This is a genomic window from Paracoccus fontiphilus (assembly GCF_017356265.1).
GTDB lineage: Bacteria > Pseudomonadota > Alphaproteobacteria > Rhodobacterales > Rhodobacteraceae > Paracoccus > Paracoccus fontiphilus.
In genome coordinates this window covers 48,648-71,337 of record NZ_JAFNAW010000011.1, presented here as the reverse complement: position 1 = coordinate 71,337, position 22,690 = coordinate 48,648, and the positions used below count along the sequence as shown (strand labels likewise).

Annotated in this window: 24 protein-coding genes; 14 read left to right on the top strand and 10 right to left on the bottom strand. The window is 65.3% G+C overall.

What is annotated here, in order from left to right:
* Positions 1 to 147 precede the first annotated feature (147 nt).
* Genes J0F76_RS06340 through J0F76_RS06315 form a run of 6 tightly spaced genes read right to left on the bottom strand, consistent with a single transcriptional unit; the run spans position 148 to position 6,130 of the window.
* A complete protein-coding gene (locus tag J0F76_RS06340; protein ID WP_207466955.1) occupies positions 148 to 1,875 on the bottom strand; it encodes an ABC transporter substrate-binding protein in 1,728 nt (575 codons plus the stop codon).
* A gap of 38 nt (positions 1,876 to 1,913) precedes the next feature.
* The gene (locus J0F76_RS06335; protein ID WP_242690029.1) at positions 1,914 to 2,315 is read right to left on the bottom strand and encodes a DUF2160 domain-containing protein; all 402 of its coding nucleotides are present in this window, start codon (positions 2,313 to 2,315) and stop codon (positions 1,914 to 1,916) included.
* On the bottom strand, positions 2,315 to 3,118 hold the full coding sequence (locus tag J0F76_RS06330; protein WP_207466954.1) for a carbohydrate ABC transporter permease: 804 nt from the start codon (positions 3,116 to 3,118) through the stop codon (positions 2,315 to 2,317). Before J0F76_RS06330 ends, J0F76_RS06335 begins: the two co-directional genes overlap by 1 nt.
* Positions 3,118 to 3,984 carry a carbohydrate ABC transporter permease gene (locus J0F76_RS06325; protein ID WP_207466952.1) on the bottom strand — a complete coding sequence of 289 codons (867 nt, stop codon included), beginning with the start codon at positions 3,982 to 3,984 and terminating at the stop codon, positions 3,118 to 3,120. The genes J0F76_RS06330 and J0F76_RS06325 overlap by 1 nt, the downstream gene beginning before the upstream one ends.
* Positions 3,984 to 5,063, bottom strand: coding sequence for an ABC transporter ATP-binding protein (locus J0F76_RS06320; RefSeq protein ID WP_207466950.1), 1,080 nt, complete (start codon positions 5,061 to 5,063; stop codon positions 3,984 to 3,986). The genes J0F76_RS06325 and J0F76_RS06320 overlap by 1 nt, the downstream gene beginning before the upstream one ends.
* Positions 5,063 to 6,130, bottom strand: coding sequence for an ABC transporter ATP-binding protein (locus J0F76_RS06315; protein ID WP_207466948.1), 1,068 nt, complete (start codon positions 6,128 to 6,130; stop codon positions 5,063 to 5,065). The genes J0F76_RS06320 and J0F76_RS06315 overlap by 1 nt, the downstream gene beginning before the upstream one ends.
* A gap of 373 nt (positions 6,131 to 6,503) precedes the next feature.
* On the opposite strand from J0F76_RS06315, the gene J0F76_RS06310 reads away from it, so the two are divergent.
* The 4 genes from J0F76_RS06310 to J0F76_RS06300 all read left to right on the top strand — a co-directional run bounded on the left by J0F76_RS06310 (position 6,504) and on the right by J0F76_RS06300 (position 11,017).
* A complete protein-coding gene (locus J0F76_RS06310; RefSeq protein ID WP_207466946.1) occupies positions 6,504 to 7,265 on the top strand; it encodes a DeoR/GlpR family DNA-binding transcription regulator in 762 nt (253 codons plus the stop codon).
* Between the two features lie 438 nt (positions 7,266 to 7,703).
* Positions 7,704 to 7,835, top strand: a complete 132-nt coding sequence (locus tag J0F76_RS21145; RefSeq protein WP_278250403.1) for a hypothetical protein — start codon at positions 7,704 to 7,706, stop codon at positions 7,833 to 7,835.
* A 60-nt stretch (positions 7,836 to 7,895) separates the two neighbouring features.
* Positions 7,896 to 9,626 (top strand): glycoside hydrolase family 99-like domain-containing protein, encoded by a 1,731-nt coding sequence (locus J0F76_RS06305; RefSeq protein WP_207466944.1) that lies wholly within the window; start codon positions 7,896 to 7,898, stop codon positions 9,624 to 9,626.
* A complete protein-coding gene (locus tag J0F76_RS06300) occupies positions 9,572 to 11,017 on the top strand; it encodes a glycosyltransferase (RefSeq protein ID WP_207466942.1) in 1,446 nt (481 codons plus the stop codon). Before J0F76_RS06305 ends, J0F76_RS06300 begins: the two co-directional genes overlap by 55 nt.
* Before the next feature lie 363 nt (positions 11,018 to 11,380).
* On the opposite strand, the gene J0F76_RS06295 is transcribed toward J0F76_RS06300, so the two are convergent.
* Positions 11,381 to 12,121 carry an N-formylglutamate amidohydrolase gene (locus tag J0F76_RS06295; RefSeq protein WP_207466940.1) on the bottom strand — a complete coding sequence of 247 codons (741 nt, stop codon included), beginning with the start codon at positions 12,119 to 12,121 and terminating at the stop codon, positions 11,381 to 11,383.
* Between the two features lie 139 nt (positions 12,122 to 12,260).
* Here J0F76_RS06295 and pyk point away from each other — a divergent pair, with 139 nt between their 5' ends.
* The 7 genes from pyk to pheS all read left to right on the top strand — a co-directional run bounded on the left by pyk (position 12,261) and on the right by pheS (position 18,818).
* Positions 12,261 to 13,706 carry a pyruvate kinase gene (gene pyk / locus J0F76_RS06290; protein WP_207466938.1) on the top strand — a complete coding sequence of 482 codons (1,446 nt, stop codon included), beginning with the start codon at positions 12,261 to 12,263 and terminating at the stop codon, positions 13,704 to 13,706.
* 33 nt (positions 13,707 to 13,739) lie between these two features.
* Positions 13,740 to 13,967 carry a hypothetical protein gene (locus J0F76_RS06285; protein ID WP_207466936.1) on the top strand — a complete coding sequence of 76 codons (228 nt, stop codon included), beginning with the start codon at positions 13,740 to 13,742 and terminating at the stop codon, positions 13,965 to 13,967.
* 109 nt (positions 13,968 to 14,076) lie between these two features.
* A complete protein-coding gene (gene rpmI, locus J0F76_RS06280) occupies positions 14,077 to 14,277 on the top strand; it encodes a 50S ribosomal protein L35 (protein ID WP_187793478.1) in 201 nt (66 codons plus the stop codon).
* Between the two features lie 16 nt (positions 14,278 to 14,293).
* On the top strand, positions 14,294 to 14,653 hold the full coding sequence (gene rplT, locus J0F76_RS06275) for a 50S ribosomal protein L20 (protein ID WP_103171045.1): 360 nt from the start codon (positions 14,294 to 14,296) through the stop codon (positions 14,651 to 14,653).
* 102 nt (positions 14,654 to 14,755) lie between these two features.
* Positions 14,756 to 16,123 (top strand): cytochrome P450, encoded by a 1,368-nt coding sequence (locus J0F76_RS06270; RefSeq protein WP_207466934.1) that lies wholly within the window; start codon positions 14,756 to 14,758, stop codon positions 16,121 to 16,123.
* A gap of 111 nt (positions 16,124 to 16,234) precedes the next feature.
* Positions 16,235 to 17,641, top strand: a complete 1,407-nt coding sequence (locus tag J0F76_RS06265) for an alanine/glycine:cation symporter family protein (protein ID WP_207466925.1) — start codon at positions 16,235 to 16,237, stop codon at positions 17,639 to 17,641.
* 94 nt (positions 17,642 to 17,735) lie between these two features.
* The gene (gene pheS / locus J0F76_RS06260) at positions 17,736 to 18,818 is read left to right on the top strand and encodes a phenylalanine--tRNA ligase subunit alpha (RefSeq protein WP_207467002.1); all 1,083 of its coding nucleotides are present in this window, start codon (positions 17,736 to 17,738) and stop codon (positions 18,816 to 18,818) included.
* A gap of 24 nt (positions 18,819 to 18,842) precedes the next feature.
* Here the strand turns inward: pheS and J0F76_RS06255 are convergent, their stop codons facing one another.
* Complete coding sequence (locus tag J0F76_RS06255) at positions 18,843 to 19,184, bottom strand: TM2 domain-containing protein (RefSeq protein ID WP_207466923.1); 342 nt, start codon at positions 19,182 to 19,184, stop codon at positions 18,843 to 18,845.
* 110 nt (positions 19,185 to 19,294) lie between these two features.
* Entirely contained in the window at positions 19,295 to 19,783 is a 489-nt protein-coding gene (locus tag J0F76_RS06250) for a hypothetical protein (protein ID WP_207466922.1), read from the bottom strand.
* Between the two features lie 110 nt (positions 19,784 to 19,893).
* Between J0F76_RS06250 and J0F76_RS06245 the strand changes: the two genes are divergently transcribed.
* Positions 19,894 to 20,304 carry a SufE family protein gene (locus J0F76_RS06245; protein ID WP_207466920.1) on the top strand — a complete coding sequence of 137 codons (411 nt, stop codon included), beginning with the start codon at positions 19,894 to 19,896 and terminating at the stop codon, positions 20,302 to 20,304.
* Here J0F76_RS06245 and mnmA read toward each other — a convergent pair.
* Positions 20,276 to 21,442 (bottom strand): tRNA 2-thiouridine(34) synthase MnmA, encoded by a 1,167-nt coding sequence (gene mnmA / locus J0F76_RS06240; protein WP_207466918.1) that lies wholly within the window; start codon positions 21,440 to 21,442, stop codon positions 20,276 to 20,278. The two genes, J0F76_RS06245 and mnmA, sit on opposite strands and share 29 nt — an antisense overlap.
* A gap of 145 nt (positions 21,443 to 21,587) precedes the next feature.
* Between mnmA and sciP the strand changes: the two genes are divergently transcribed.
* Both sciP and ctrA read left to right on the top strand, forming a co-directional pair.
* Positions 21,588 to 21,863, top strand: a complete 276-nt coding sequence (gene sciP, locus J0F76_RS06235) for a CtrA inhibitor SciP (protein ID WP_207466916.1) — start codon at positions 21,588 to 21,590, stop codon at positions 21,861 to 21,863.
* 91 nt (positions 21,864 to 21,954) lie between these two features.
* On the top strand, positions 21,955 to 22,662 hold the full coding sequence (ctrA, locus tag J0F76_RS06230) for a response regulator transcription factor CtrA (protein ID WP_207466914.1): 708 nt from the start codon (positions 21,955 to 21,957) through the stop codon (positions 22,660 to 22,662).
* Positions 22,663 to 22,690 lie beyond the last annotated feature (28 nt).

The following is a 22,690-nucleotide window of genomic DNA, read 5'->3' as shown; positions in this document are numbered from 1 at the left end:
TCGCGCTTCAAGGGCCTGAAATGATGGACGTCGCGGCGGTTCGACCGGCGATTGCCCGTCAAGGGCGTTCCCGCTGCGGACCAAAGCCGCGCGGAAGGCGGGCACGCCTTGGAAGGACCCGGCGACCCCGGGTCCTTGGTGCGATCCTTACTGCTGCCAGCTTTTCACCAGCTCGTCATAGCTGATGGTTTCCGGCTGCGAGTCCTCATTCTCGAGCTTCAGTTGCGGGGCGAGGCTGCCATTCTCCTTGGCATGGTTGTTCCACCATTCCAGGTCATGCTCCTCGGCCAGCTTGGGACCGATGTCGCCCTGCACGCCCGCACGCTCCAGCCGTTCCAGCACCTTTTCCTGTTCCGCGCACAGGCTGTCCATCGCCTCTTGCGCGGTCTTTGCGCCGGATGCCGCGTCGCCGATCGCCTGCCACCACAGTTGCGCCAGCTTCGGATAGTCCGGCACGTTGGTGCCGGTGGGCGACCATTGCAGGCGGGCGGGGCTGCGATAGAACTCGATCAGCCCGCCCAGCTTGGGCGCGCGGTCGGTAAAGGACTGGTGGTCCAGCGTGGACTGGCGGATGAAGGTCAAGCCGACATGGCTTTTCTTCACGTCCACCGTCTTCGAGGTCACGAACTGCGCATAAAGCCAGGCCGCCTTCGCGCGGTCGTCGGGCGTCGATTTCAGCAGCGTCCACGACCCCGCGTCCTGATAGCCCAGCTTCATGCCGTCCTGCCAGTAGGCGCCATGGGGCGACGGGGCGAAGCGCCATTTCGGCGTGCCGTCCTCGTTCACCACCGGCAGGCCTTCCTTGACGAAGTCGGCCGTGAAGGCGGTATAGGTGAACATCTGCTGGGCGACCTCGCCCTGGCTGGGGACGGGGCCGCTTTCGCTGAAGGTCATCCCCTGGGCCGCGGGCGGCGCGAACTTGGTCATCCAGTCCAGATACTTCTGGATCGCATAGACGGACGCCGGACCGTTGGTGTCGCCGCCGCGCGCCACGCAGCTTCCGACCGGGCGGCTGTTCTCATCGACGCGGATGCCCCATTCGTCCACCGGCAGCCCGTTCGGGATGCCCTTGTCGCCGTTCCCCGCCATCGACAGCCAGGCGTCGGTGAAACGCCACCCAAGCGACGGGTCCTTCTTGCCATAGTCCATGTGGCCGAAGACCTGCTTGCCGTCGATCTCGCGGCCGGTGAAGAACTCGGCGATGTCCTCATAGGCCGACCAGGTGACGGGCACGCCCAGGTCGTAGCCGTATTTCTCCTTGAACTCGGCCTTGTTCGTCTCGTCGTCGAACCAGTCCTTGCGGAACCAGTACAGGTTGGCGAACTGCTGGTCGGGCAGTTGATACAGGTTCCCGTCCGGTGCGGTGGTGAAGGACTTGCCGATGAAGTCGTCGATGTCCAGGTTCGGGTTCGTCACGTCCTTGCCCGCGTTCGCCATCCAGTCCGTCAGGTTGCGCGCCTGCTGGTAACGCCAATGCGTGCCGATCAGGTCGCTGTCGTTGACATAGGCGTCATAGATGTTCTCGCCCGACTGCATCTGCGTTTGCAGCTTTTCCACCACGTCGCCTTCGCCGATCAGGTCATGCGTGACCTTGATGCCGGTGATCGCCGTGAAGGCGGGGGCGAGGGTCTTGGATTCGTATTCGTGGGTGGTGATGGTTTCCGACACCACCTTGATTTCCATCCCGGCCATCGGGGCGGCCGCGTCGATGAACCATTGCATCTCGGCTTCCTGCGCGGCGCGGTCCAGGCTCGACATGTCGCCGATTTCCGCATCCAGGAAAGCCTTGGCCTCCTCGATCCCGGCCATTGCCAGGTTCGGTGCGCCGGTGGCCATCAGCGCAAGCGCCATGGCGGTCGTCAGATGAAGTCTCATTCGTGTCTCCTCCCCAGGATGGGCCTTTGCGGCCCGTTTCACACCCAGCGGAACACCGCCGCGGCGTAGATCAACGACAGGATCAATCCTCCCCAGGTCGGGACTCCTCCAAATCCCAGCCAGCCGAGGTTGATGAAGGCCGAGCCGAGCAGGCTGATGAACAGCCGGTCGCCCCGGGTGGTCCAGATCCGCAGGACGCCCTTGCGCGGCGTCTCGGGGGATCGGATGGCGGCCCAGGTGAACACCAGCAGCAGCGCGGCGATCACCCAGAAGAACAGCGCGGTCGGAAAGGTCCAGGCCATCCAGCCGCCGGGGTTCAGGCTGCCGCTCCATTCGCGGACGCCGTCCTCGGCGGGGACCAGCAGGACCAGCCAGGCCAGCAGACCCAGCATCAGCAGGGCGGCGAGGGTGAAGCCGGTGGTGACGGCGCGCCGGTGCATCACACCCTCCCCAGGGCAAAACCCTTGGCGATGTAGTTCCGCACGAACCAGATCACCAGCGCGCCGGGCAGGATGGTCAGCACCCCCGCCGCCGCCAGAACGCCCCAGTCCAGGCCGGATGCGCTGACCGTCCGAGTCATGGTCGCCGCGATGGGCTTGGCGTTCACCGAGGTCAGCGTGCGCGACAGCAGCAGTTCCACCCAGGAAAACATGAAGCAGAAGAAGGCCGCGACCCCGATGCCGCTGGCGATCAACGGCATGAAGATCCGCACGAAGAAGCGCGGGAAGGAATATCCGTCGATATAGGCGGTCTCGTCGATCTCGCGCGGGACGCCGGACATGAAGCCCTCCAGGATCCAGACCGCCAGCGGCACGTTGAACAGGCAATGGGCCAGCGCCACGGCGATGTGGGTGTCGAACAGGCCCACGGCGGAATAAAGCTGGAAGAAGGGCAGCGCGAAGACAGCCGGCGGCGCCATGCGGTTCGTCAACAGCCAGAAGAACAGGTGCTTGTCGCCCAGAAAGCGGTATCGGCTGAAGGCATAGGCGGCGGGCAGGGCCACGGCCAGCGACAGCGCGGTATTCATCACCACATAGATCAGGCTGTTGACATAGCCCATGTACCAGCTCGAGTCCGTCAGGATCACGCGATAGTTGTTCAGCGTCGGGTTCAGCGGATACAGGCTGAAGGTGCCGGTGATCTCGGCATTGGTCTTCAGGCTCATGTTCACCAGCCAGTAGATCGGCACCAGCAGGAACAGCAGGTACAGGGTCATCACCACTGCGGATCCGCGGGAGGCCATCACAGCGCCTCCCTTTGCGCGGTCATGACGGTGTAGAACACCCAGGAAATCAGCAGGATCACGAGGAAGTAGATCAGGCTGAAGGCCGCCGCCGGGCCAAGATCGAACTGCCCGATCGCCATCTTCACCAGGTCGATGGACAGGAAGGTGGTGGCGTTGCCGGGACCGCCGCCGGTGGCGACGAAGGGCTCGGTATAGATCATGAAGCTGTCCATGAAGCGCAGCAGCACCGCGATCAGCAGCACGCCCGACATCTTGGGCAGTTCGATGTATCGGAACACGCCCCAGCGGCTGGCCTGGTCGATGCGCGCGGCCTGGTAGTAGGCGTCGGGGATGGATTGCAGCCCCGCATAGCAGAGCAGCGCGACAAGCGACGTCCAGTGCCAGACGTCCATCACGATGATCGTGGCCCAGGCGTCTATGGGGTCGTTGACATAGTTGTAGTCGAAGCCCAGCGCCGCCAGCGTATGCCCCAGCAGTCCGATGTCCACCCGGCCGAAGACCTGCCAGATGGTGCCCACCACGTTCCACGGGATCAGCAGCGGAAGCGCCATCAGCACCAGGACAAGGCTGGCCCAGAAGCCGCGTTTGGGCATGTTGAGCGCGATGAAGATGCCCAGCGGGATCTCGATTGCCAGGATGATGGCCGAGAACAGAAGCTGGCGGCCCAAGGCTGCGTGGATGCGGTCGCTTTCCAGCACGTCCTGGAACCAGCCGAGGCCGTTCCAGAAGAACTGGTTGTTCCCGAAGGTGTCCTGCACGGAATAGTTCACCACCGTCATCAGCGGGATCACCGCCGAGAACGCGACGATGACCAGCACCGGCAGGACCAGGAACCAGGCGCGGTTGTTGACGGGCTTGTCCATCACGCGGCCCTTTCGGCGGGTTCGATGCGCCAGTCATCCACGAAGACGCCGATGCGGGCGGGGTCCAGCGCCACCCGGTCGAAACCGGCGGGGATCGGTTCATCCTCGGGGACGACCATGTTGAAGGGCGCGCCCGCGATCTCGCCGCGCAGGATGCGGTGGTGTCCCACGTCCTCGGTGCGGAGCAGGCGGAAGGGCAGGCCCTCGGCGGCGGGGCGGGCGGCGTCGGGGCGGATGCCGATCTGCACGCGGCCCTTCGGCGCGGCATAGGGGGCGGCCAGCGGGATCGCGGTCCCGGCGACAAGGGCCGTGGCGCCCTGGACCTGCGCGTCCAGCAGGTTCATGCCGGGCGAGCCGATGAAGTATCCCACGAAGGTATGTGCGGGCGCGTCGAACAGCGACTGGGGTGTTCCCGCCTGGAGGACGCGGCCCTCGGACATCACCACCACCTCGTCGGCGAAGGTCAGCGCCTCGGTCTGGTCGTGGGTGACATAGATCATCGTGTGGCCGAACTCGCGGTGAAGGGCCTTCAACTGGGTGCGCAGTTCCCACTTCATCTGCGGGTCGATCACCGTCAGCGGCTCGTCGAAGAGGATCGCGTTCACGTCCTGCCGGACCATGCCGCGCCCGAGGCTGATCTTCTGCTTGGCATCCGCCGTCAGGCCCCGCGCGCGGCGGTCCAGCGTGTCCACCATCCCGATCATGCGGGCGACGGCGTCCACCCGCGCGGCGATCTGGGCCGCGGGAAGGCCCCGGTTCTTCAATGGAAAGGCCAGGTTCTGGCGCACGGTCATGGTGTCGTAGACGACCGGGAACTGGAACACCTGCGCGATGTTGCGGTCCGTCGTGGGTAGGTCCGTCACGTCGCGGTCCCCGAACAGCACCCGCCCGCGCGACGGCCGCAGCAGGCCCGAGATGATGTTCAGCAGCGTGGTCTTGCCGCAGCCCGACGACCCCAGCAGCGCATAGGCGCCGCCGTCTCGCCAGGTCAGCGACATGGGCTTCAGCGCCCAGTCGGCATCGCCCTTGGGCGCGGCGCTGTAGCTGTGGGCAAGGCTGTCGAGCGTGATGCGGGCCATCAGGCTGCCCGCGAAGAAGGGGCAGGGCGGGCAAGCCGACCGGCTTCATCGAAAAGATAGACATGGGCCGAGTCCAGCCAGACCGTCAGGGGCGCTCCTGCGGGCAGCTTCCTCACGCCGGGCACCAGCCCGACCCAGCGGTCCTGCCCGTGCAGCAGGTGCAGGTAGGTCTCGGCGCCGGTGATCTCGGTCGCGTCCAGCCGTGCCTTCAGGGGCAGGGCGCGCCGGCCCTGCTCAAGCGTCAGGTGCGGGGCGCGGAAACCTGCGGTATAGCGGCCATCACCGACATCGACGGACCAGCGGGCGCCGTCCAGTTCCGCCTCTCCGCCCGTCACCCGGATCGCCTTGAAGTTCATCGGGGGATCGCTGAAAACCCGGGCGGTCACGGCGTCGCAGGGCGCGCGATAAACCTGCGGTGTCGGGCCGAACTGCGTCACGCGCCCTTCCCACAGGGTCGCGACATGGCCGCCCAGCAGCAGCGCCTCCTCGGGCTCGGTCGTGGCATAAACGAAGATCGCGCCCGAGGCTTCGAAGATGCGGGGGATCTCGGCGCGCAACTCCTCTCGCAGCTTGTAGTCGAGGTTTGCCAGCGGCTCGTCCAGAAGCACCAGCCCGGCACCCTTGACCAGCGCCCGCGCCAGGGCCGTGCGCTGCTGCTGGCCGCCGGACAGCTCAAGCGGCCGCCGGTGCAGAAGCGGGGTCAGCCGCATCATCTCGGCCGTCCGGCGAACGCGGCTGTCGATCTCGGCCCGCGCGATGCGTTGCAGGCGCAGGGGCGAGGCGATGTTGTCATAAACCGTCATCGACGGATAGTTGATGAATTGCTGATAGACCATCGCCACGCGGCGGTCCTGCACCCGACGGCCGGTGACGTCCTGCCCCTGCCACAGGATGCGGCCCGTGCCCGGTTGATCCAGGCCCGCCATCAGGCGCATCAAAGTTGTCTTGCCCGAGGAGGTCGGCCCCAGAAGCACGTTCATGCTGCCCGCCGCCAGCGCCAGATCGGTGGGATGAAGCCAGATCTGGCCCGCGACCTCCTTGCTGACGCCACGCAGTTCCAGCGTCATGCCGCAATTCCTTCGCCGGGTGGGTAATCCTGTTTCTGTCCGGGGACTGATCCCGTCAGGGCGGACCTGAGGGACGGGGCCGCCCCCTTGCCGGGAACTGTTGCCGGGCGGGGGAACACAGCGTCACGGGATGCGAAAAGACCAGTTTCCGCGGCATTTCGGGTCAGGCCCGTGCCGCCGTGTCTGTCACCGATGACGAACAGAACAGTCGCCGCCGACATCGCCAAACCTCTCTCCCCACGGTCAAGTCGAACATCGGGGCGCGCGTTCTGTCAACATCGATGTTCGTTTCGGCTCATCTGTTTTCGCTTGACATGCGGTCGGCGCGCGTTCTGCTGGAAAGGAACGACTTCCTCGGCGCGAGACGAAGCGGATGAACATCAGGCAGATGCAGATCCTCGAATTCGTCCGCGCCTCGGGGCGCGCCAGCGTCGAGGAACTGTCGGCGCGTCTGGAGGTGACGCCCCAGACCATCCGCCGCGACCTGGCCGAACTTGCCGACCAAGGCGTGCTGGACCGTGTCCATGGCGGCGCGGTGTTGCGCAGCGGCGCCAGCAACATCGCCTATGACGAACGGCGGCGCATGAACGAAGGCGCCAAGGCCGCCATCGGCCGTGCCTGCGCGGCGCAGATCCCCGACAACAGCTCCGTGATCCTCAACATCGGCACGACGACCGAGGCGGTGGCGCGGGCGCTGCTGCGCCACCGCAACCTGACGGTCGTGACCAACAACATGAACGTGGCGAACATCCTGGCCGCCAACGACAGTTGCGAGGTGCTGCTTGCCGGCGGTCTTCTGCGCCGCTCGGACGGCGGCCTGATCGGGGACCTGACCATCGAGTTCATGGCCAACTTCAAGACCGACTATGCCATCATCGGCTGTTCCGCCCTGGACGAGGATGGCGACATCCTTGATTTCGACCTTGCCGAGGTCCGGGTCAGCCGCGCCATCCTGCGCCAGGCCCGAGAGCGCTGGCTGGTCACGGATTCGGCCAAGTTCGCGCGGAAGGCCCCGATCCGGGTCGTTTCCCTGCGACAGATGGATGCCCTCTTCATCGACCGCCCCGTGCCGGAGCCCTTGTCCGGCATATGCGCGGAATCGGGAACGCGGGTGATGGTGGCCTCCGCCACCTGAGACGCCTCGCGAAGACCTGGTCACGGCTGTTCTTCGGGTGCGACCGGCCCCGCACCGGCAACCGACCGGAGGAAGGCCCGGGCAGGGGACTTGGCAGCCTTCCGGCGGTGTGTTGCCCATGCGCCGACAAAGGATCGCTCTGGTTGAGAGCTGCTTTCACTTTCTTGCGGAAGATGGCAAGGACCGGGAACCTGACGGAGAAACTGAGGATGCAGATCAAGGAAAGACGGCGCCCGGACCGGTCACCTTCTTGCTGCGCCGATCCTCGTCCGCAGCCCGAACGGACCCCGCTTTCGCCAAGCGCCCTGGCGCCTCAACGTCGTCCGGGAAGGGCCGCGCATCAATCACGGACCAACGAAGATAGTCTGTCGAACGGAGAAATGCTCCCCTGCATCGACGGCGTCCTGACAAACGCAATTTGAAAGCACGAGATCGCTAATGCTCAGTAAAGACGCGGAAACGGTAGATTTCTCCTCCAGCGAGGGAATCGAGACGAACAGTGGCGCGCAACAGCGCGACCTGCTCAATGCCGAGGGCTTCGTCGAGCAGGTTGGCGACGGCGTGATCTAAGGCTGGGTCATCGACACGGAACCGTCCGGACAGTTCGCCGTCTTCTACAACGGACACCAGGTGCCGGTCACCATCAAGCGTCACGAGCGGGTGGATGTCCGGGTCAGCTATCCTCATGCGCCCGAGAAGGCCGGTTTCCTGGCGACGATCAACTCGGGCTTGCTTGAATCCGGCGCCCCGGTCAGCCTCGCGGGCTTCGATGTCCGGTATGGCGGCTTGAGGATTCCTTTCGCAGACAGCCTGAGAGAGCTTGCCGATGCGGCGCAGCCCCAGGCGCCGGGCGAGGGAAAGGCTCAACCTACTCCTCCCGGACAGCCCGACATGGAAATCGGCGGCGCCACCCCGGACAGTGTCGCGACCGCGCCCTCTGATGCGGAAGCGCCTGTTGTCGAACAGCCTGCCTCTGTCCGCCATCCTGATACGCATCTGATTGACGAACTGTTCGATGCCGAGTTCTACCTCAGCGGATTTGCCGCGGACCAGCGTCCTTCGGACCCGGCGTCGCATTATCTGACGGAAGGGTGGCTGCAGGGACGCGACCCGACGCCCTGGTTTTCGTCCTGGCATTACCTGTCGATGAACCCCGATATTGCCGCCGCGAAGATGAACCCCTTCCTGCACTACTGCATTGCAGGCCACCTTGAAGGGCGTCTGCTGCCCAAACTTGGCCGGCAGGCGGAAGGAGACGTCTTTGCCGCGCATTCGTTCGCCGTCTCGCCAGGGCCGCATTTCGAAGAGTTCGACCCCACGATCGCAGTTGGCCGACGCAAGCGCGCCAAGGTTCTCGCCTATTACCTTCCGCAGTTCCACACGGTCGAGGTGAATGACGAAAGCTGGGGCAAGGGCTTCACGGAATGGCGCAATCTTCCGCGCGCGCTGCCGCGTTTCACCGGACATGTCCAGCCGAGAATTCCGCGCGACCTGGGTTGCTATGACCTGTCAGAAGGCGACGTCATGCGCCGCCAGATCGAGATGGCAAAGGCAGCCGGCATTCACGGCTTCTGCTTCTATCACTACTGGTTCGACGGCCAGCGTGTGCTTGAAAAGCCCATGGAGCGGCTGCTTGCTGACCCCAGCCTCGATTTCCCGTTCTGCCTGATGTGGGCCAACGAGAACTGGACACGGACGTGGGACGGGTCCGACAAGGAAATCATCCTCGCGCAAAACTATCGCGAAGAGGATGACGGCGCGTTCATAGATGACCTCGCCCGGCACATGAAAGATCCGCGCTATGTCCGCGTCGGAGATCGTCCGCTGTTCTTCATCTATCGGCCGGGACAAATTCCCGACGCGAGCACGACCGTCCAAAAATGGCGGGACTTGATGCGGTCGCGGCATGGCTTGAATCCGGTCATCATGATGGCTCAGGGATTTGGCGACCTCGACCCTCGGAAATACGGCCTGGACGGCGCGATCGAGTTTCCGCCGCACAAGATCTGCCAGAACCTGCCGCCCATCAACGCGCAGGTCCAGATGCTCGACTCGAAGTATGTCGGCGGCATCTTCAGCTACGATGCGGCGGTGGATCGTTCCGTCAGCGAGACCTCTGCCGATTTCCCGCTGATCCGCACGATCACGCCGACGTGGGACAACGAGGCGCGTCGGCCCGGCCGGGGCATGGTGCTACATGGATCAACCCCGGCGAAGTTCGAAGCCTGGGCTGACCAGATGCTGGAGTTCGCCCGCCGGAACCCGGTGCATGGCGAACAGTTCCTTTGCGTGAACGCCTGGAACGAATGGCTGAAGGCGCGGTTCTTGAACCCGATGTGCACTACGGGGCCGCTTACCTGAACGCGCTGTCGCGGGCGCTTCATCATGCTTCGGCGGCTCAGAGGCGGACAGATGCGAAGATCGTGATCGTCGGGCACGATGCGCACATGAACGGCGCGCAGGTCCTCGCCCTCAACATCGGGCGGACGCTGAGAAACCGGTTCGGCGTCAAGGTGTCGTTCATCCTGGGCGATACCGGCTTCTTGCTTGACCGCTATCATGCCGTCGGAGACGTCCATATCGTCCGCGGGGGCGAGGCAAGATCGATCATCGGCCGTCTGGCGAAGAACGGGCACACGCTTGCGATCACCAACACGACACCGGCGGGGCGCTTTGTCCCTGCGCTCAAGGCGGCGGGGTTCACGGTCGTCTCCCTTGTCCATGAACTGCCGAATCTGCTGAAAAGCTGTGGGCTCGATGGACCCGCAGGCCATATCTCGGATGAAGCCGATCACGTCATCTTTCCGGCGGAACGCGTCCGGCAGGGCTTCGAGTCCTTCGCGGGCGAGGTCAGGAACTCGGCCGAGATCTTCCCCCAGGGGCTCTTCAACGCCGACGTCCTCGAGATCGCTCGGGGCGACCACGGGGTTCGCGCCGAACTGGGGCTCGAGAGCAATACCCGGATTGTGCTGGGCATCGGATATGCCGACCTGCGCAAGGGGATTGACCGCTTCATCGCCACGGCTCTCTCGATCTGCTCGAAGCACGATGATGTGGCCTTTGTGTGGATCGGCTCTCCGGCCAGCGAGACGACGCACTGGTTCCAGCCCGAGATCGAGGCATCGGGGCTTGGCAACCGGATACAGATCCTGACGCCCCGCAAGCTGGCGCGCTACTATGCCGCCGCGAACGCGTTCTACCTCGCCTCGCGCGAGGACCCGTTCCCCTCGGTCGTGCTGGAGGCCCTGGCCAGCGGCCTGCCGATCATCGGGCACGAGGGCACGGGCGGCTGCGACGACCTGATCCGCAGGCATGGCGTGCTTGTCCCGCAGACCGATCCGATGGCCGTCACGGACGCGATCCTAGACGTCATCAGCGGCCAGGACCCCAACGCGGTCGAGGCGCGCCGGCAGGAAATCGCCAGGAACTACGACTTCCCCGACTATGTCTTCGGCCTTATCCGGCGGCTTGCCCCCCATACGGCGACGGTCTCGGCGGTCGTGCCGAACTACAGGTACGAAGCCTATGTCGGCGAACGGCTGCGCAGCGTCTTCGACCAGGACTACCCGCTGCGCGAGGTGATCGTGCTTGACGACGCCTCGCCCGACAACAGCGTGGCCGAGATCGAGCGCACGGCCGAGGCGGCGGGCCGGATCATCGACCTGCACGTCAACGAGACCAACAGCGGCTCGCCCTTCCCGCAGTGGCGCAAGGGCGTGGAGCTGGCGCAGGGAGGCGCAGTCATGGCTTGAAAGCATTCGCCCCCGCTACGGACAGACAGAGGCATTCCAGGCTTTGGAGCGCAGGATCGCCCTTCTTCCCCGGTCCGGCGGGACCCAACCCTAGAGCTTGCGCGGCAGCGTCAGGTTTCCGGCCGGAGCCGGCAGGCCCCTGTAGCTGGCTGGGCTTGACCTGTCGCGGGATTTCTCCGCCGCCTTTGGATCGGAAGCGAACGGAATTCACCTCCGAACAGGAGGCATGAGCAACGGGCGCAACCCCCTGCCGGAAGCACGGCATGTCGGAAGGCGGCTTTTGCAGCCGGACCTATCGCTTGCCATGGCGGTTCGAAGGACCAAGACCGCCGGTCGCAGGGCACAACCCCAAGCCCGTGGGCCCTACAAGCCCGTTTCCCCGAGCGTCGCTTCAATGATGGGCGCCAGGCGCGCGGCCCATTCCGATTGACCCTTGTCATCCGCGATCAGGTCGTTGCGGACTTCGACCAGGATATTGGGACGGCCGTGTTTCAAGGCATGGCGGTCGATCGAATCCCCTTCCAGGTGGCCGTCATAGGGCTGGTTCTCGCCCGTGACCCAGCCGGCGCGGCGGCAGGCCTGAACCAGCGGCGGACCAAGCCGGACATCCTGCCAGGAATACAGGATCCCCACCTGCCATGGCCGCAGGGGGCGGCCCCGCAGTTGCGGCGTGAAGCTGTGGATCGCGCAGATGCAGCGGTCCGGATGCCTGGCCGCCAGGCGCGCCAGGGCATGATGGTAGGGTCGATGCAGCCCGTCCAGGCGGCGCTCGCGTTCCCTTTGATCCGCGCTCTTGTTCGCAGGGATCACCGTGCCGTCGTAAAGCCGCATCAGCAGGGTCGGATCGTCCTCTCCCCGGTTGGGATCGATCACCAGACGCGAGAAGTCCGAGAAGATCGCCGGCGCATTCATCAGCGCCGCCAGGTGCGAGGCAAGTCCCGCCGCGCCCACGTCATAGGCGATGTGCCGGGCCATGTCCTCGGCCGCGATGCCCAGGTCGCCACCGCCCACCCAGGCCGGCACGCGATTTGTCGCGTGGTCGCAGGTGACCAGCCAGCGGGACGGACGATCCTCGCCCTCGGTCCAGAAGGCACGTTCTGTCATCGGTCGGTCATCCTTCATCTTGCAGGATGTCTATGCCATGGTGCGGCGGGACGCCAGTTGCGGCTGCCCGCAATCTGGATCATAGTTAGCGCTAAACGCCAAAGGCACTACGGCACGGCAGGATGAAAAGGGCGACCGGATGAGACGACATCGCAACGTAAAGATCGTGGCAACCCTTGGCCCGGCATCCTCGACCCGCGAGATGATCCGCGCGCTGTTCGACACCGGCGCCGACGTGTTCCGCCTGAACATGAGCCATGGCAGCCACGAGGATCACCGCGCCCGCTACGACGCGATCCGCGCGGTCGAGGCCGAGACGGGCCGTCCCATCGCCATCCTGGCCGACCTGCAGGGGCCCAAGCTGCGCGTGGGCCAGTTCACGGCAGGTGCCTGCGACCTTGAGGAAGGCAACCGCTTCCGCTTCGACCTGGACCCGACGCCGGGGGATTCGCGCCGGGTGCAGTTGCCCCACCGCGAGATCTTCGCCGCCCTGGTTCCCGGCAGCAACCTTCTGGTCAACGACGGCAAGATCCGCCTGCGTGTCGATGAATGCGGTCCCGACTTCGCCGATTGTACGGTGACGGTCGGCGGCACCATCAGCGACCGCAAGGGCGTGAACGTACCCGACGTGGTGCTGCCGCTTGCCGCGCTGTCCGACAAGGACCGATCGGATCTGGAGTTCGCCTGCCAGCTTGGCGTGGACTGGCTTGCGCTGTCCTTCGTGCAGCGCGCCGCCGATGTCGAGGAAGCGCGCGCCTTGGCCAAGGGCCGGGCGGCGATCCTGTCCAAGATCGAGAAGCCTGCCGCCGTCGATGCTTTCGAGGAGATCCTTGCGGCCTCGGACGGGATCATGGTGGCGCGGGGCGACCTGGGGGTCGAACTGCCGATCCATTCGGTGCCGCCGATCCAGAAACGGCTGGTCCGCAAGTGCCGGTCGGCGGCCAAGCCGGTGATCGTGGCGACCCAGATGCTGGAATCGATGATCGAAAGCCCGATGCCCACGCGGGCCGAGGTCAGCGACGTCGCCAACGCGATCTACGAAGGTGCCGACGCCGTCATGCTGTCGGCCGAAAGCGCGGCCGGTTCGTATCCGATCGAGGCGGTGCGCACGATGGACAGCGTCGCCCGCTCGGTCGAGGCGGACAGCAACTATCGCGCCATCATCGAGGCCTCGCGCCAGAACAAGCTGCACAGCGTGGCCGACGCCATCGTGACCGCCGCGCGCGAGATCGCGGAAACCACCGACATCGCCGCGATCTGCGCCTTCAGCCAGTCGGGCAGGACCGCCAGCCTGGTGGCCCGGGAACGCCCGCGGGTGCCGATCATCGCGCTGACTCATGTCGAATCGGTCTTGCGCCGCATGTGCCTGACCTGGGGCACGCACTGCGTCATCACCCCGCAACTGGGCCGCTTCAAGGAGGCGGTCGTCAACGCCACCCGGGCCGCGCGCGAGTTCCACTTTGCCGACGAGACCCGGCAGGTGGTGGTGATCGCCGGGGTGCCCTTCAACGTGCCGGGCAGCACCAACATCGTGCGCATCGCGCCGTGCGACGAACGCTTGATCTTCGCCTCCGATCCAGAATAAGCGCGGATCAGACAAATCACTGCGGGAATTCCCATGTCCGATCTTCTGCTGCTGGGCGGCATCGCGCTGTGCCTGATTTCTGTCGTCGTCGCCGTCGTGCAGTTGCTGCAGACGCAGCCGCCCCGCGCGGCTGCGATCATGCTGGTGCTGGGGATCGCCGCGGTCTTCGCGGCGGCCTACCTCGGGCCGCAGCCGTTCAGCCTGGAGCAGATCCCGCAGGCTTGGGCGCGACTGTCAGGCGGCGTGACAACAACGCCCTGAAGCCCTTGCCAAAACCCTTGGGCGCGCTTATACGGCGCGCTTCCTACCCGTGCGTCCGGCCACCATGGCATTGCCGAGTCGCGCGTTCACTCTGATGAAGGAGATGAAAATGCCGAAGATGAAGACCAAGTCGGCCGCCAAGAAGCGGTTCTCGTTCACGGCCTCGGGCAAGGTGAAATCCGCCCAGGCCGGCAAGCGCCACGGCATGATCAAGCGCACCACGAAGTTCATTCGCGACGCGCGCGGCACCACCGTCCTGTCGGACGCTGACGCCAAGATTGTCAAGAAATACATGCCCTACAACCGCTGATCGCGAGGACTGAACAATGGCACGAGTTAAATCCGGCAAGGTCACCCACGCCCGCCACAAGAAGGTTCTTGACGCGGCGAAAGGCTATTACGGCAACCGGTCGCGCAACTTCCGTACCGCGACCCAGGCCGTGGACAAGGCGAACCAGTACGCCACCCGCGACCGCAAGACCCGCAAGCGCAACTTCCGCGCGCTGTGGATCCAGCGGATCAACGCCGCCGTCCGCCTGGTGGACGCGGAAATGACCTATTCGCGCTTCATCAACCTGCTGGCGAAAGCCGGGATCGAGGTTGATCGCAAGGTTCTGGCCGACCTGGCCGTGAACGAGCCCGAGGCATTCGGCGCGATCGTGGCGCAGGCGAAAGCCGCCGCCTGATTTCAGGCAGGGCGACAGAACGGGGCCAGCGCGTCGGGCGACGCGCTGGCCTTTTTCGTTGCCGCCGTTGTCTGGCGGCGGCAGGCTTCCTATCCTTTCGATATGAACGCTCCAAGCCCGTCCAGCCGTGCCGTTCCCGAACCGGTCAAGGTTGCCCTTGCCCGGCGGCCCTTGGGGATCGTCGGCACGGCCCTGACCGCGCGGCGCAACCTTCTGGAACTGATCCCCGAGATCGCGACCCGCCAGCCCATCGTCTCGGGCAAGACCGGCATCCGGTTCCACATGGTCATGGACCCGGCCAGCCTGCGTTATATCCTCAAGGACCGGGTCGAGGACTATCCCAAATCCAACGTCACGAAACTGATCCTGGAACCCGCGATCGGAGACAGCCTTTTCGTGGCCGAGGGGGCGCAGTGGCGATGGCAGCGCCGGGCCGTCGCGCCTGCCTTCGCCCTGCGGCATGTCCAGGCGCTTGGCCCCATCATGACCGCCGCGGCCGAGGCGTCCAGCCGCCGCCTTGCCGCCGCCCGCGGCCCTGTCGATCTGCTGGAGGAAACGGTCGCCGCGACCTTCGAGGTGATCTCGGACGTGACGCTGTCGGGTGACAAGGCCTTCGACCGCGGCGCCGTCCACCAGGCCATCGACGGCTATATCGCGCAGACGGCCAAGGTTTCCTTGCTGGACGTGATGGGCCTGCCCGGCTGGCTGCCCCGTCCGGGCCGCATCTTCTCTCGCGCCGGCCTGAACCGGATGAAGCAGGTCGCGGACCGCGCCATCGACGCCAGGGCGGCCGCGCCCCGCACGGACGGGGTGCCGGACCTTCTGGATCTTCTGCTGGACGCCGCCGACCCCGAGACCGGCCGCACCATGACCCGCGACGAACTGCGGGACAATCTGCTGACCTTCATCGTGGCGGGCCACGAGACGACCGCGCTGACGCTGGCCTGGGGCCTGTATCTGTGTGCCTTCGATCCCGATGTGCAGGACCGCGCCGCGGCCGAGGCGCAGGCCGTGCTGGGGGATCGCTCCGCCACCGCAGCCGATCTGCCCCGGCTGCCGCTGATCCAGCGCATCGTGAACGAGACCCTGCGCCTTTACCCCCCGGCAGCCTTCCTGTCGCGCACCGCACGGGTGGCGGACCGGCTGTGCGGCCGTGAGGTGCTGCCCGGCGATACGGTCATGCTGCCCATCTATGCGCTGCATCGTCACCACCTGCTGTGGGACCGCCCCGACAGCTTCGACCCCGAGCGTTTCCTGACGACGCCCGACCGCTATGCCTTTCTGCCCTTCGGCGCGGGCGCGCGCATCTGCATCGGCGCCAGTTTCGCGATGCATGAAGCGGTGGTCATCCTTGCGACGCTGCTGGCGCGGTTCCGCTTCCGGTCCGTTCCGGACCGCGCGCCGCAGCCCCGCGTGATCCTGACGCTGCGTCCCCATGGCGGCGTCTGGCTGGAGGTGTCGCCCCGCTAGGCGGTTTCCGGCGAATGCGGGCAACACCGCCGGGACAAAATGGCGACCCAGCGGCTCCAGTTCCTCACGAGCGTGTTACAGTTCCAGCGGTTGTTGCCTGGGAGCGCGCACATGAATTCCATCATCGACTTTCTGAACACCATCTTCTGGGGCTATATCCTGATCTACGGGCTGATCGCGGTGGGCATCTACTTCACCGTGTCCCTTGGCTTCATCCAGTTCCGCCATTTCCCTGAAATGTTTCGCTGCGTCATGGGGTCGCGCGCGGGTGACCGGGACGGCATCTCGCCCTTCCAAGCGCTGACGGTGTCGCTGGCCAGCCGCGTCGGCACCGGGAACATCGCCGGGGTGGCGGTCGCGCTGACCCTGGGCGGGCCGGGGGCGATCTTCTGGATGTGGGTCGTTGCAACCGTCGGCATGGCGACCGCCTATGCGGAATCCACGCTTGCACAGCTCTACAAGGTGCATGGGCCCGACGGCATGTATCGCGGCGGTCCGGCCTTCTACATCGCCAACGGGCTGCGCCAGCCCTGGCTGGCCGCCATCTTCGCGGTGTCGCTGATCCTGGCCTTCGGGATGATCTTCAACGCCGTGCAGGCGAACTCGATCGCCGAGGCGATGCAGGGCGCGTTCGGCATCAACAAGTGGATCGTGGGCCTTGCCACCGCCGCCCTGACGGCGGTGATCATCTTCGGGGGCATTCCCCAGATCGCCCGCGTGGCCGAGTTCGTGGTGCCCTTCATGGCGGGCGCCTATCTGCTGGCCGCGATCATCGTCATCTTCATGAACCTGTCCGAGGTGCCGGGCGTCCTGGGCCTGATCATCGCCAACGCCTTCGGCCTGCAGGAAGCGGCTTGGGGCGTCACGGGCGGGATCATGGCCGCCGCCCTGAACGGCATCAAGCGCGGCCTCTTCTCGAACGAGGCGGGCATGGGCTCCGCCCCCAACATCGCGGCGGTCGCCGTGCCCGACCCGCACCACCCCTCCAGCCAGGGGTTCGTCCAGGCGCTGGGGGTCTTCATCGACACGATCCTGGTCTGCACCGCCACCGCCATCATGATCCTGCTGTCAGGGGCGATCCCCTCGGCCGAGCTGACGGGCACGGCCCTGACCCAAAGCGCCCTGACCGAGCATTTCGGGTCGTGGGGCGGCGTCTTTGTCGCGGTCGCGATCTTCTTCTTCGCCTTCACCTCGATCATCGGCAACTACAGCTATGCCGAGAATTCGGTCGTCTATCTGGGCGGCGGCAGGACGGGTATCCTGATCCTGCGCTGCGTGGCGCTTGCCATGGTGGTCTGGGGCTCGATCCAGGCGGTTTCCACGGTGTTCAACTTTGCCGACGCCAGCATGGGACTGATGGCCACGATCAACCTGGTGGCCATTGTCCTGCTGTCCAGGACCGTCATCAAGGTCACGCGGGACTATGTCGCGCAGCGCAAGGCAGGGCGGCAGCCGCAGTTCCACATCGCCGAACATCCCGACCTGGATCACGGCGTCAGCCGGGAAATCTGGAAGTGATCCCCGGCCTTGGCCGCGCCTGGTGCGGCCAAGGCTTTTCCCGCGCCGCCACAAATGCTAACGCAACCTCCGACAAGGACGCCGAGGCATGACGATGGACGATCTGAACCCGCTCCGCCAGCAATGGCTTGACCGCATCAATGGCGCGGCCGACCCCGCCGCGATCGAGGAAGTGCGCCTTGCCGCCCTGGGCAAGAAGGGCGAGATCAGCCTGAAGATGCGCGAACTGGGCCGCATGACGCCCGAGGAACGCCAGACCACCGGCCGCGCCCTCAACGAGTTGCGCGACGAACTGGACGCCGCCCTGCGCGCCCGCAAGCTGTCGCTGGAAGACGCGGCGCTGGAGGCGCGGCTGGCCGGCGAATGGCTGGACGTGACGCTGCCCGGCCGCCCGCGTCCGCAGGGCACGATCCACCCGATCAGCCAGGTGACCGAGGAAGTGACGGCGATCTTCGCCGACATGGGCTTTTCGGTCGCCGAAGGCCCGCAGGTGGAATCCGACTGGTACAACTTCGATGCGCTGAACATCGCGCCCGAACATCCCGCGCGCCAGGAACACGACACGTTCTTCATGCGCCGGGCGCCGGGCGACAATCGCCCGCCGCATGTGCTGCGCACCCATACCAGCCCCGTCCAGATCCGCGCGATGCAGGACCATGGCGCGCCCATTCGGGTGATCTGCCCCGGCCGCGTGTACCGCATGGACATGGACCAGACCCATACGCCGATGTTCCACCAGGTCGAGGGGCTTGCCATCGACCGCGACATCAGCATGGCGCAACTGAAATGGACGCTCGAGGAGTTCTGCCGCGCCTTCTTCGAGGTGGACGAGGTCGAGCTGCGCTTCCGCGCCAGCCACTTCCCCTTCACCGAACCCTCGGCCGAGGTGGATATCCGCTGCGACTGGTCCGGCGGCCAGTTGAAGATCGGCGAGGGCGACAGCTGGCTGGAGATCCTTGGGTCCGGCATGGTGCATCCCAACGTGCTGCGCGCCGGTGGCATCGACCCGGACCAATGGCAGGGCTTCGCCTTCGGCATGGGCATCGACCGGATCGCCATGCTGAAATACGGCATCCCGGATCTGCGCGCGTTTTTCGAAAGCGACCTGCGCTGGCTGCGCCACTATGGCTTCGCCGCAGGCGATGTGCCAAGCGTGGCGGGCGGGCTGAGCCGGTAACGGTCAGCCGCCAGCCATCTTCTTTCAGGAACCTGCAACAGGGGCGCCGTGAATGGCGTCCATTGTCAGGCGCTGACGCATCTGTTCCTTTTCCTCGCGGATCATGCCGGGGATGAGGAAGATGTCCACGAACGTCCAGATGCCGACGGCAAGCAGCAACACAAAGCCGACCGCCAGGATCGCTGTCGCGATGCCCAGGATCGTCAGGATCAGCATCGTGATCGCCGTGCCTGTCTTTCCCAGATAAAAGCGGTGCGCCCCGAACATTCCCAAGAAAATGAGAAGGAGATAGGCGACAACGGGCGATTTGACGTCGTTCTGGATCCGCTGCTCGATCAGGATTTGCTTCTGAACATCCAAGGTCATTTCTTCTTCCTGCAATAAACGATGCCATTCCGTCGCAGGAAAACGTTGAGCATCGGTTAACAGGACAGGACTTTATGGCCCGTCAGCAAAGGCAGAACGGGCTTGACGCTTTACCGCCGCAGCGTCACCACATTGCTGGCGCTGGTGATCTCGACCGCGACGATCCGCGACAGTTGCACCGAGGACAGCGACATCGCCGCGGTGATCTCGTCCACGCCGGGACGGGCGGGCAGGGCGGCGCTGCCCTGGACGGGTGGCAGACCCACCAGCCGCAGGCGCAGGACGCCGTCCGCATCGGGCGAGATGCGGTCGCCCGGCATCGGGCGCGCCGTGACCAAGGCAACCGAAGAATAGCCGCGCACCGGCGCAAAGCCGTTCACCACCAGCAGGCGCCCTTCGTTCAAGGGCTCCCACCGGGCCGAGGTGATCTGCGGGATGTCCGGGCGATCGTCCGAGACTTGGGCATAGCCCCCTTCCGGTTCCAGCGACCGGGCCGGGGCGCTGCCCCAAGACAGCGGGTTCCAGTTGCTGTCGCCAAGGCGCCCGCAACCCACAAGAACCATCGTGGCAATCAGCAGGGGCGCGGTCAATTTGGTCATGTCACCATCCCTTGGGCGTTTTCGGTTTGTTAGGCGAAATCGGCTGCGGGATAAAGGCACTTTGACCTTGCCGCCTTGGCGCGCTAACCACGGGTCAAAAGGACCGCGCCATGGCAACCCAAGCGTTTGAAGACATCGCCGACACCTTTGACTTCCTCGACGACTGGGAGGAACGCTATCGCCACGTCATCGAGCTTGGCAAGGCGATGCCCCTCATGGACCCGGCCCTTCAGGTGCCCGCCACCAAGGTCGAGGGCTGCGCGAGCCAGGTCTGGATCATGCCGATGATCGAAGGCGGGCGTTTCGACTTTCAGGGCGACAGCGACGCGATGATCGTGCGCGGGCTGATCGCGGTGCTGCACGCGCTCTATTCGGGCGTCCCGGTCGCCGAGGTGGGCAAGATCGACGCCCAGGCCGAACTGGCGCGCCTCGGCTTGGACGAGCACCTGTCGTCGCAGCGGTCGAACGGCCTGCGCGCCATGGTGCAGCGGATCAGGCTGCTTTCCGCCGACGCAGCGTAATCCAGCCGCCGCCCAGGACGCGTGTGCTGTCCGGCTCGTAGAAGACGCAGGCCTGGCCAGGGCTGACGCCTTCCTCGGCATCCAGCAGTTCGACCTCGGCGCGCGTCGCGTCGATCGGGCGCAGGATCGCCGGGCGCGGCGGCCGGGTCGAGCGGATGCGGACCATGACCGGGATCTCTCCGGCAAAGGGCTGATCGCCCAGCCAGTTCACCTCGCTGATGGGAACGATGGTGGTCGCAAGCGCCGCCTTGGGCCCGACCACGACGCGCCGCAGGTCGGGGTCGAGCCGGACCACATACAGCGGATCGCCCAGGCCGCCGATGCCCAGCCCGCGCCGCTGGCCGATGGTGTAATGGATCACGCCGCGGTGCCGGCCCAGGACGTTGCCCTCCATGTCCACGATCTCGCCCGGATCAGCGGCGCCGGGGCGCAGCTTCTCGATCACGGCGGCATAGTCTCCGTTCGGCACGAAGCAGATGTCCTGGCTGTCCGGCTTGTCGGCGACGGCAAGCCCGTATTCGGCGGCCAAGGCGCGCGTCTCGGCCTTGCTGGCCAGGTGGCCCAAGGGAAAGCGCAAGAAATCAAGCTGCTCCTGCGTGGTCGAGAACAGGAAATAGCTCTGGTCACGGTTCGGGTCGGCGGCCATGTGCAACTCGGCGCGGCTGTCGCCGTCCTTGCGCTGGATGTAGTGGCCCGTCGCCATGCAATCGGCATCCAGGTCTCGGGCCGTTTCCAACAGGTCGCGGAACTTCACCCGCTCGTTGCAGCGGATGCAGGGCACAGGGGTCGCGCCGGCCAGGTAGGCGTCGGCGAACTCGTCGATGACCGATTCGCGGAACTTGTTCTCGTAGTCCAGGACGTAATGCGGGAACCCCATCCGCTCGGCCACGCGGCGGGCGTCGTGGATATCCTGCCCGGCGCAGCAGGCACCCTTCTTCGCCAGGGCCGCCCCGTGGTCGTAGAGCTGCAGCGTCACCCCGATCACGTCATAGCCCTCGGCCTTCAGCTTCGCCGCGACGACCGAACTGTCGACGCCGCCCGACATCGCGACCACCACCCGCGTCTGGGCGGGCGGCTTGGCAAAGCCCAGGCTGTTCAAGTCGGAAGCGCGCGCCGGGGCGCGGTGGTGAAGCGTCATGGCATGTCTCGGGCAAGGATTGCATCGAAATATAGGCAAATGCCGCCTATTCTCAACCCACGAACAGACCCAAAAACCTGACATCCTCAATTCGGGCTTAAGGGATTTGGGCCAATGTCGGCGAACGCGACATGGGACAGGTGGGATGTTCTTGAAGAAAACCGACGCTCCTCGCACTGTGGTGCTGCCCGACGGCAGGGTCCTGACGGTGGCCGATCTGCCGCCAGAGGATACCCGATGGGTTGCAAGCCGGAAGGAAACGGTGGTCAACGCCGTGCTATACGACCTGATCCGAAAGGACGAGGCGCTGCGCCGCTACGGTCTTTCCGAGGAGGAATTCGACAGCTGGGTCAAGGCCGTGCAGAAACATGGCCGGGCCGCGCTGAAAGTGACCGCTTTGCAGAGATTTCGGCAACCTTAGATTGCGTCGTTCCGAATCTGGATTAAGGTAACCACATATTAACCCTTTGGGTCGATGGTTGACTTGTTAATACGAATCGGGGCGAACTTTCATGCGAATTCTGTTGGTTGAAGATGATCCCAGCACGGCGCGGGCGATCGAGTTGATGTTGACCGCTGCCAGCTACAACGTCTTTCGAACGGACATGGGAGAAGAGGGCATCGATCTTGCCAAGCTGTATGACTATGATCTGATCCTCTTGGACCTTGATCTTCCCGACATGCACGGGATGGAGGTCCTGCGCCACCTGCGCCTGGCGCGCGTCGACACGCCGATCCTGATCCTGACGGGCTCTGACGACACCGAAAGCAAGCTGCGCGGCTTCGGCTTCGGGGCGGACGACTACATGACCAAGCCCTTCAACCGCGAGGAATTGCAGGCCCGGATCCAGGCGATCATCCGTCGTTCCAAAGGCCACAGCCAAGCGATCATCAAGACCGGCGAGATCATCGTGAACCTTGATGCCCGCTCGGTCGAGGTGAAGGGCAAGGCGGTGAACCTGACCGGCAAGGAATACCAGATCCTCGAACTTCTCAGCTTGCGGAAGGGCACGACGCTGACGAAGGAGATGTTCCTGAACCATCTTTATGGCGGCATGGACGAGCCTGAACTGAAGATCATCGACGTCTTCATCTGCAAGCTGCGCAAGAAGCTGTCCGAGGCGATCGGAGGCGACAGCCATATCGAGACGGTCTGGGGCAGGGGCTATGTCCTGCGCGAGCCGACGCCGAATGCCGAACGCATGGCCATCGGCGCATGACGCCCTGACTGCGGCGAACCGTGCCGCA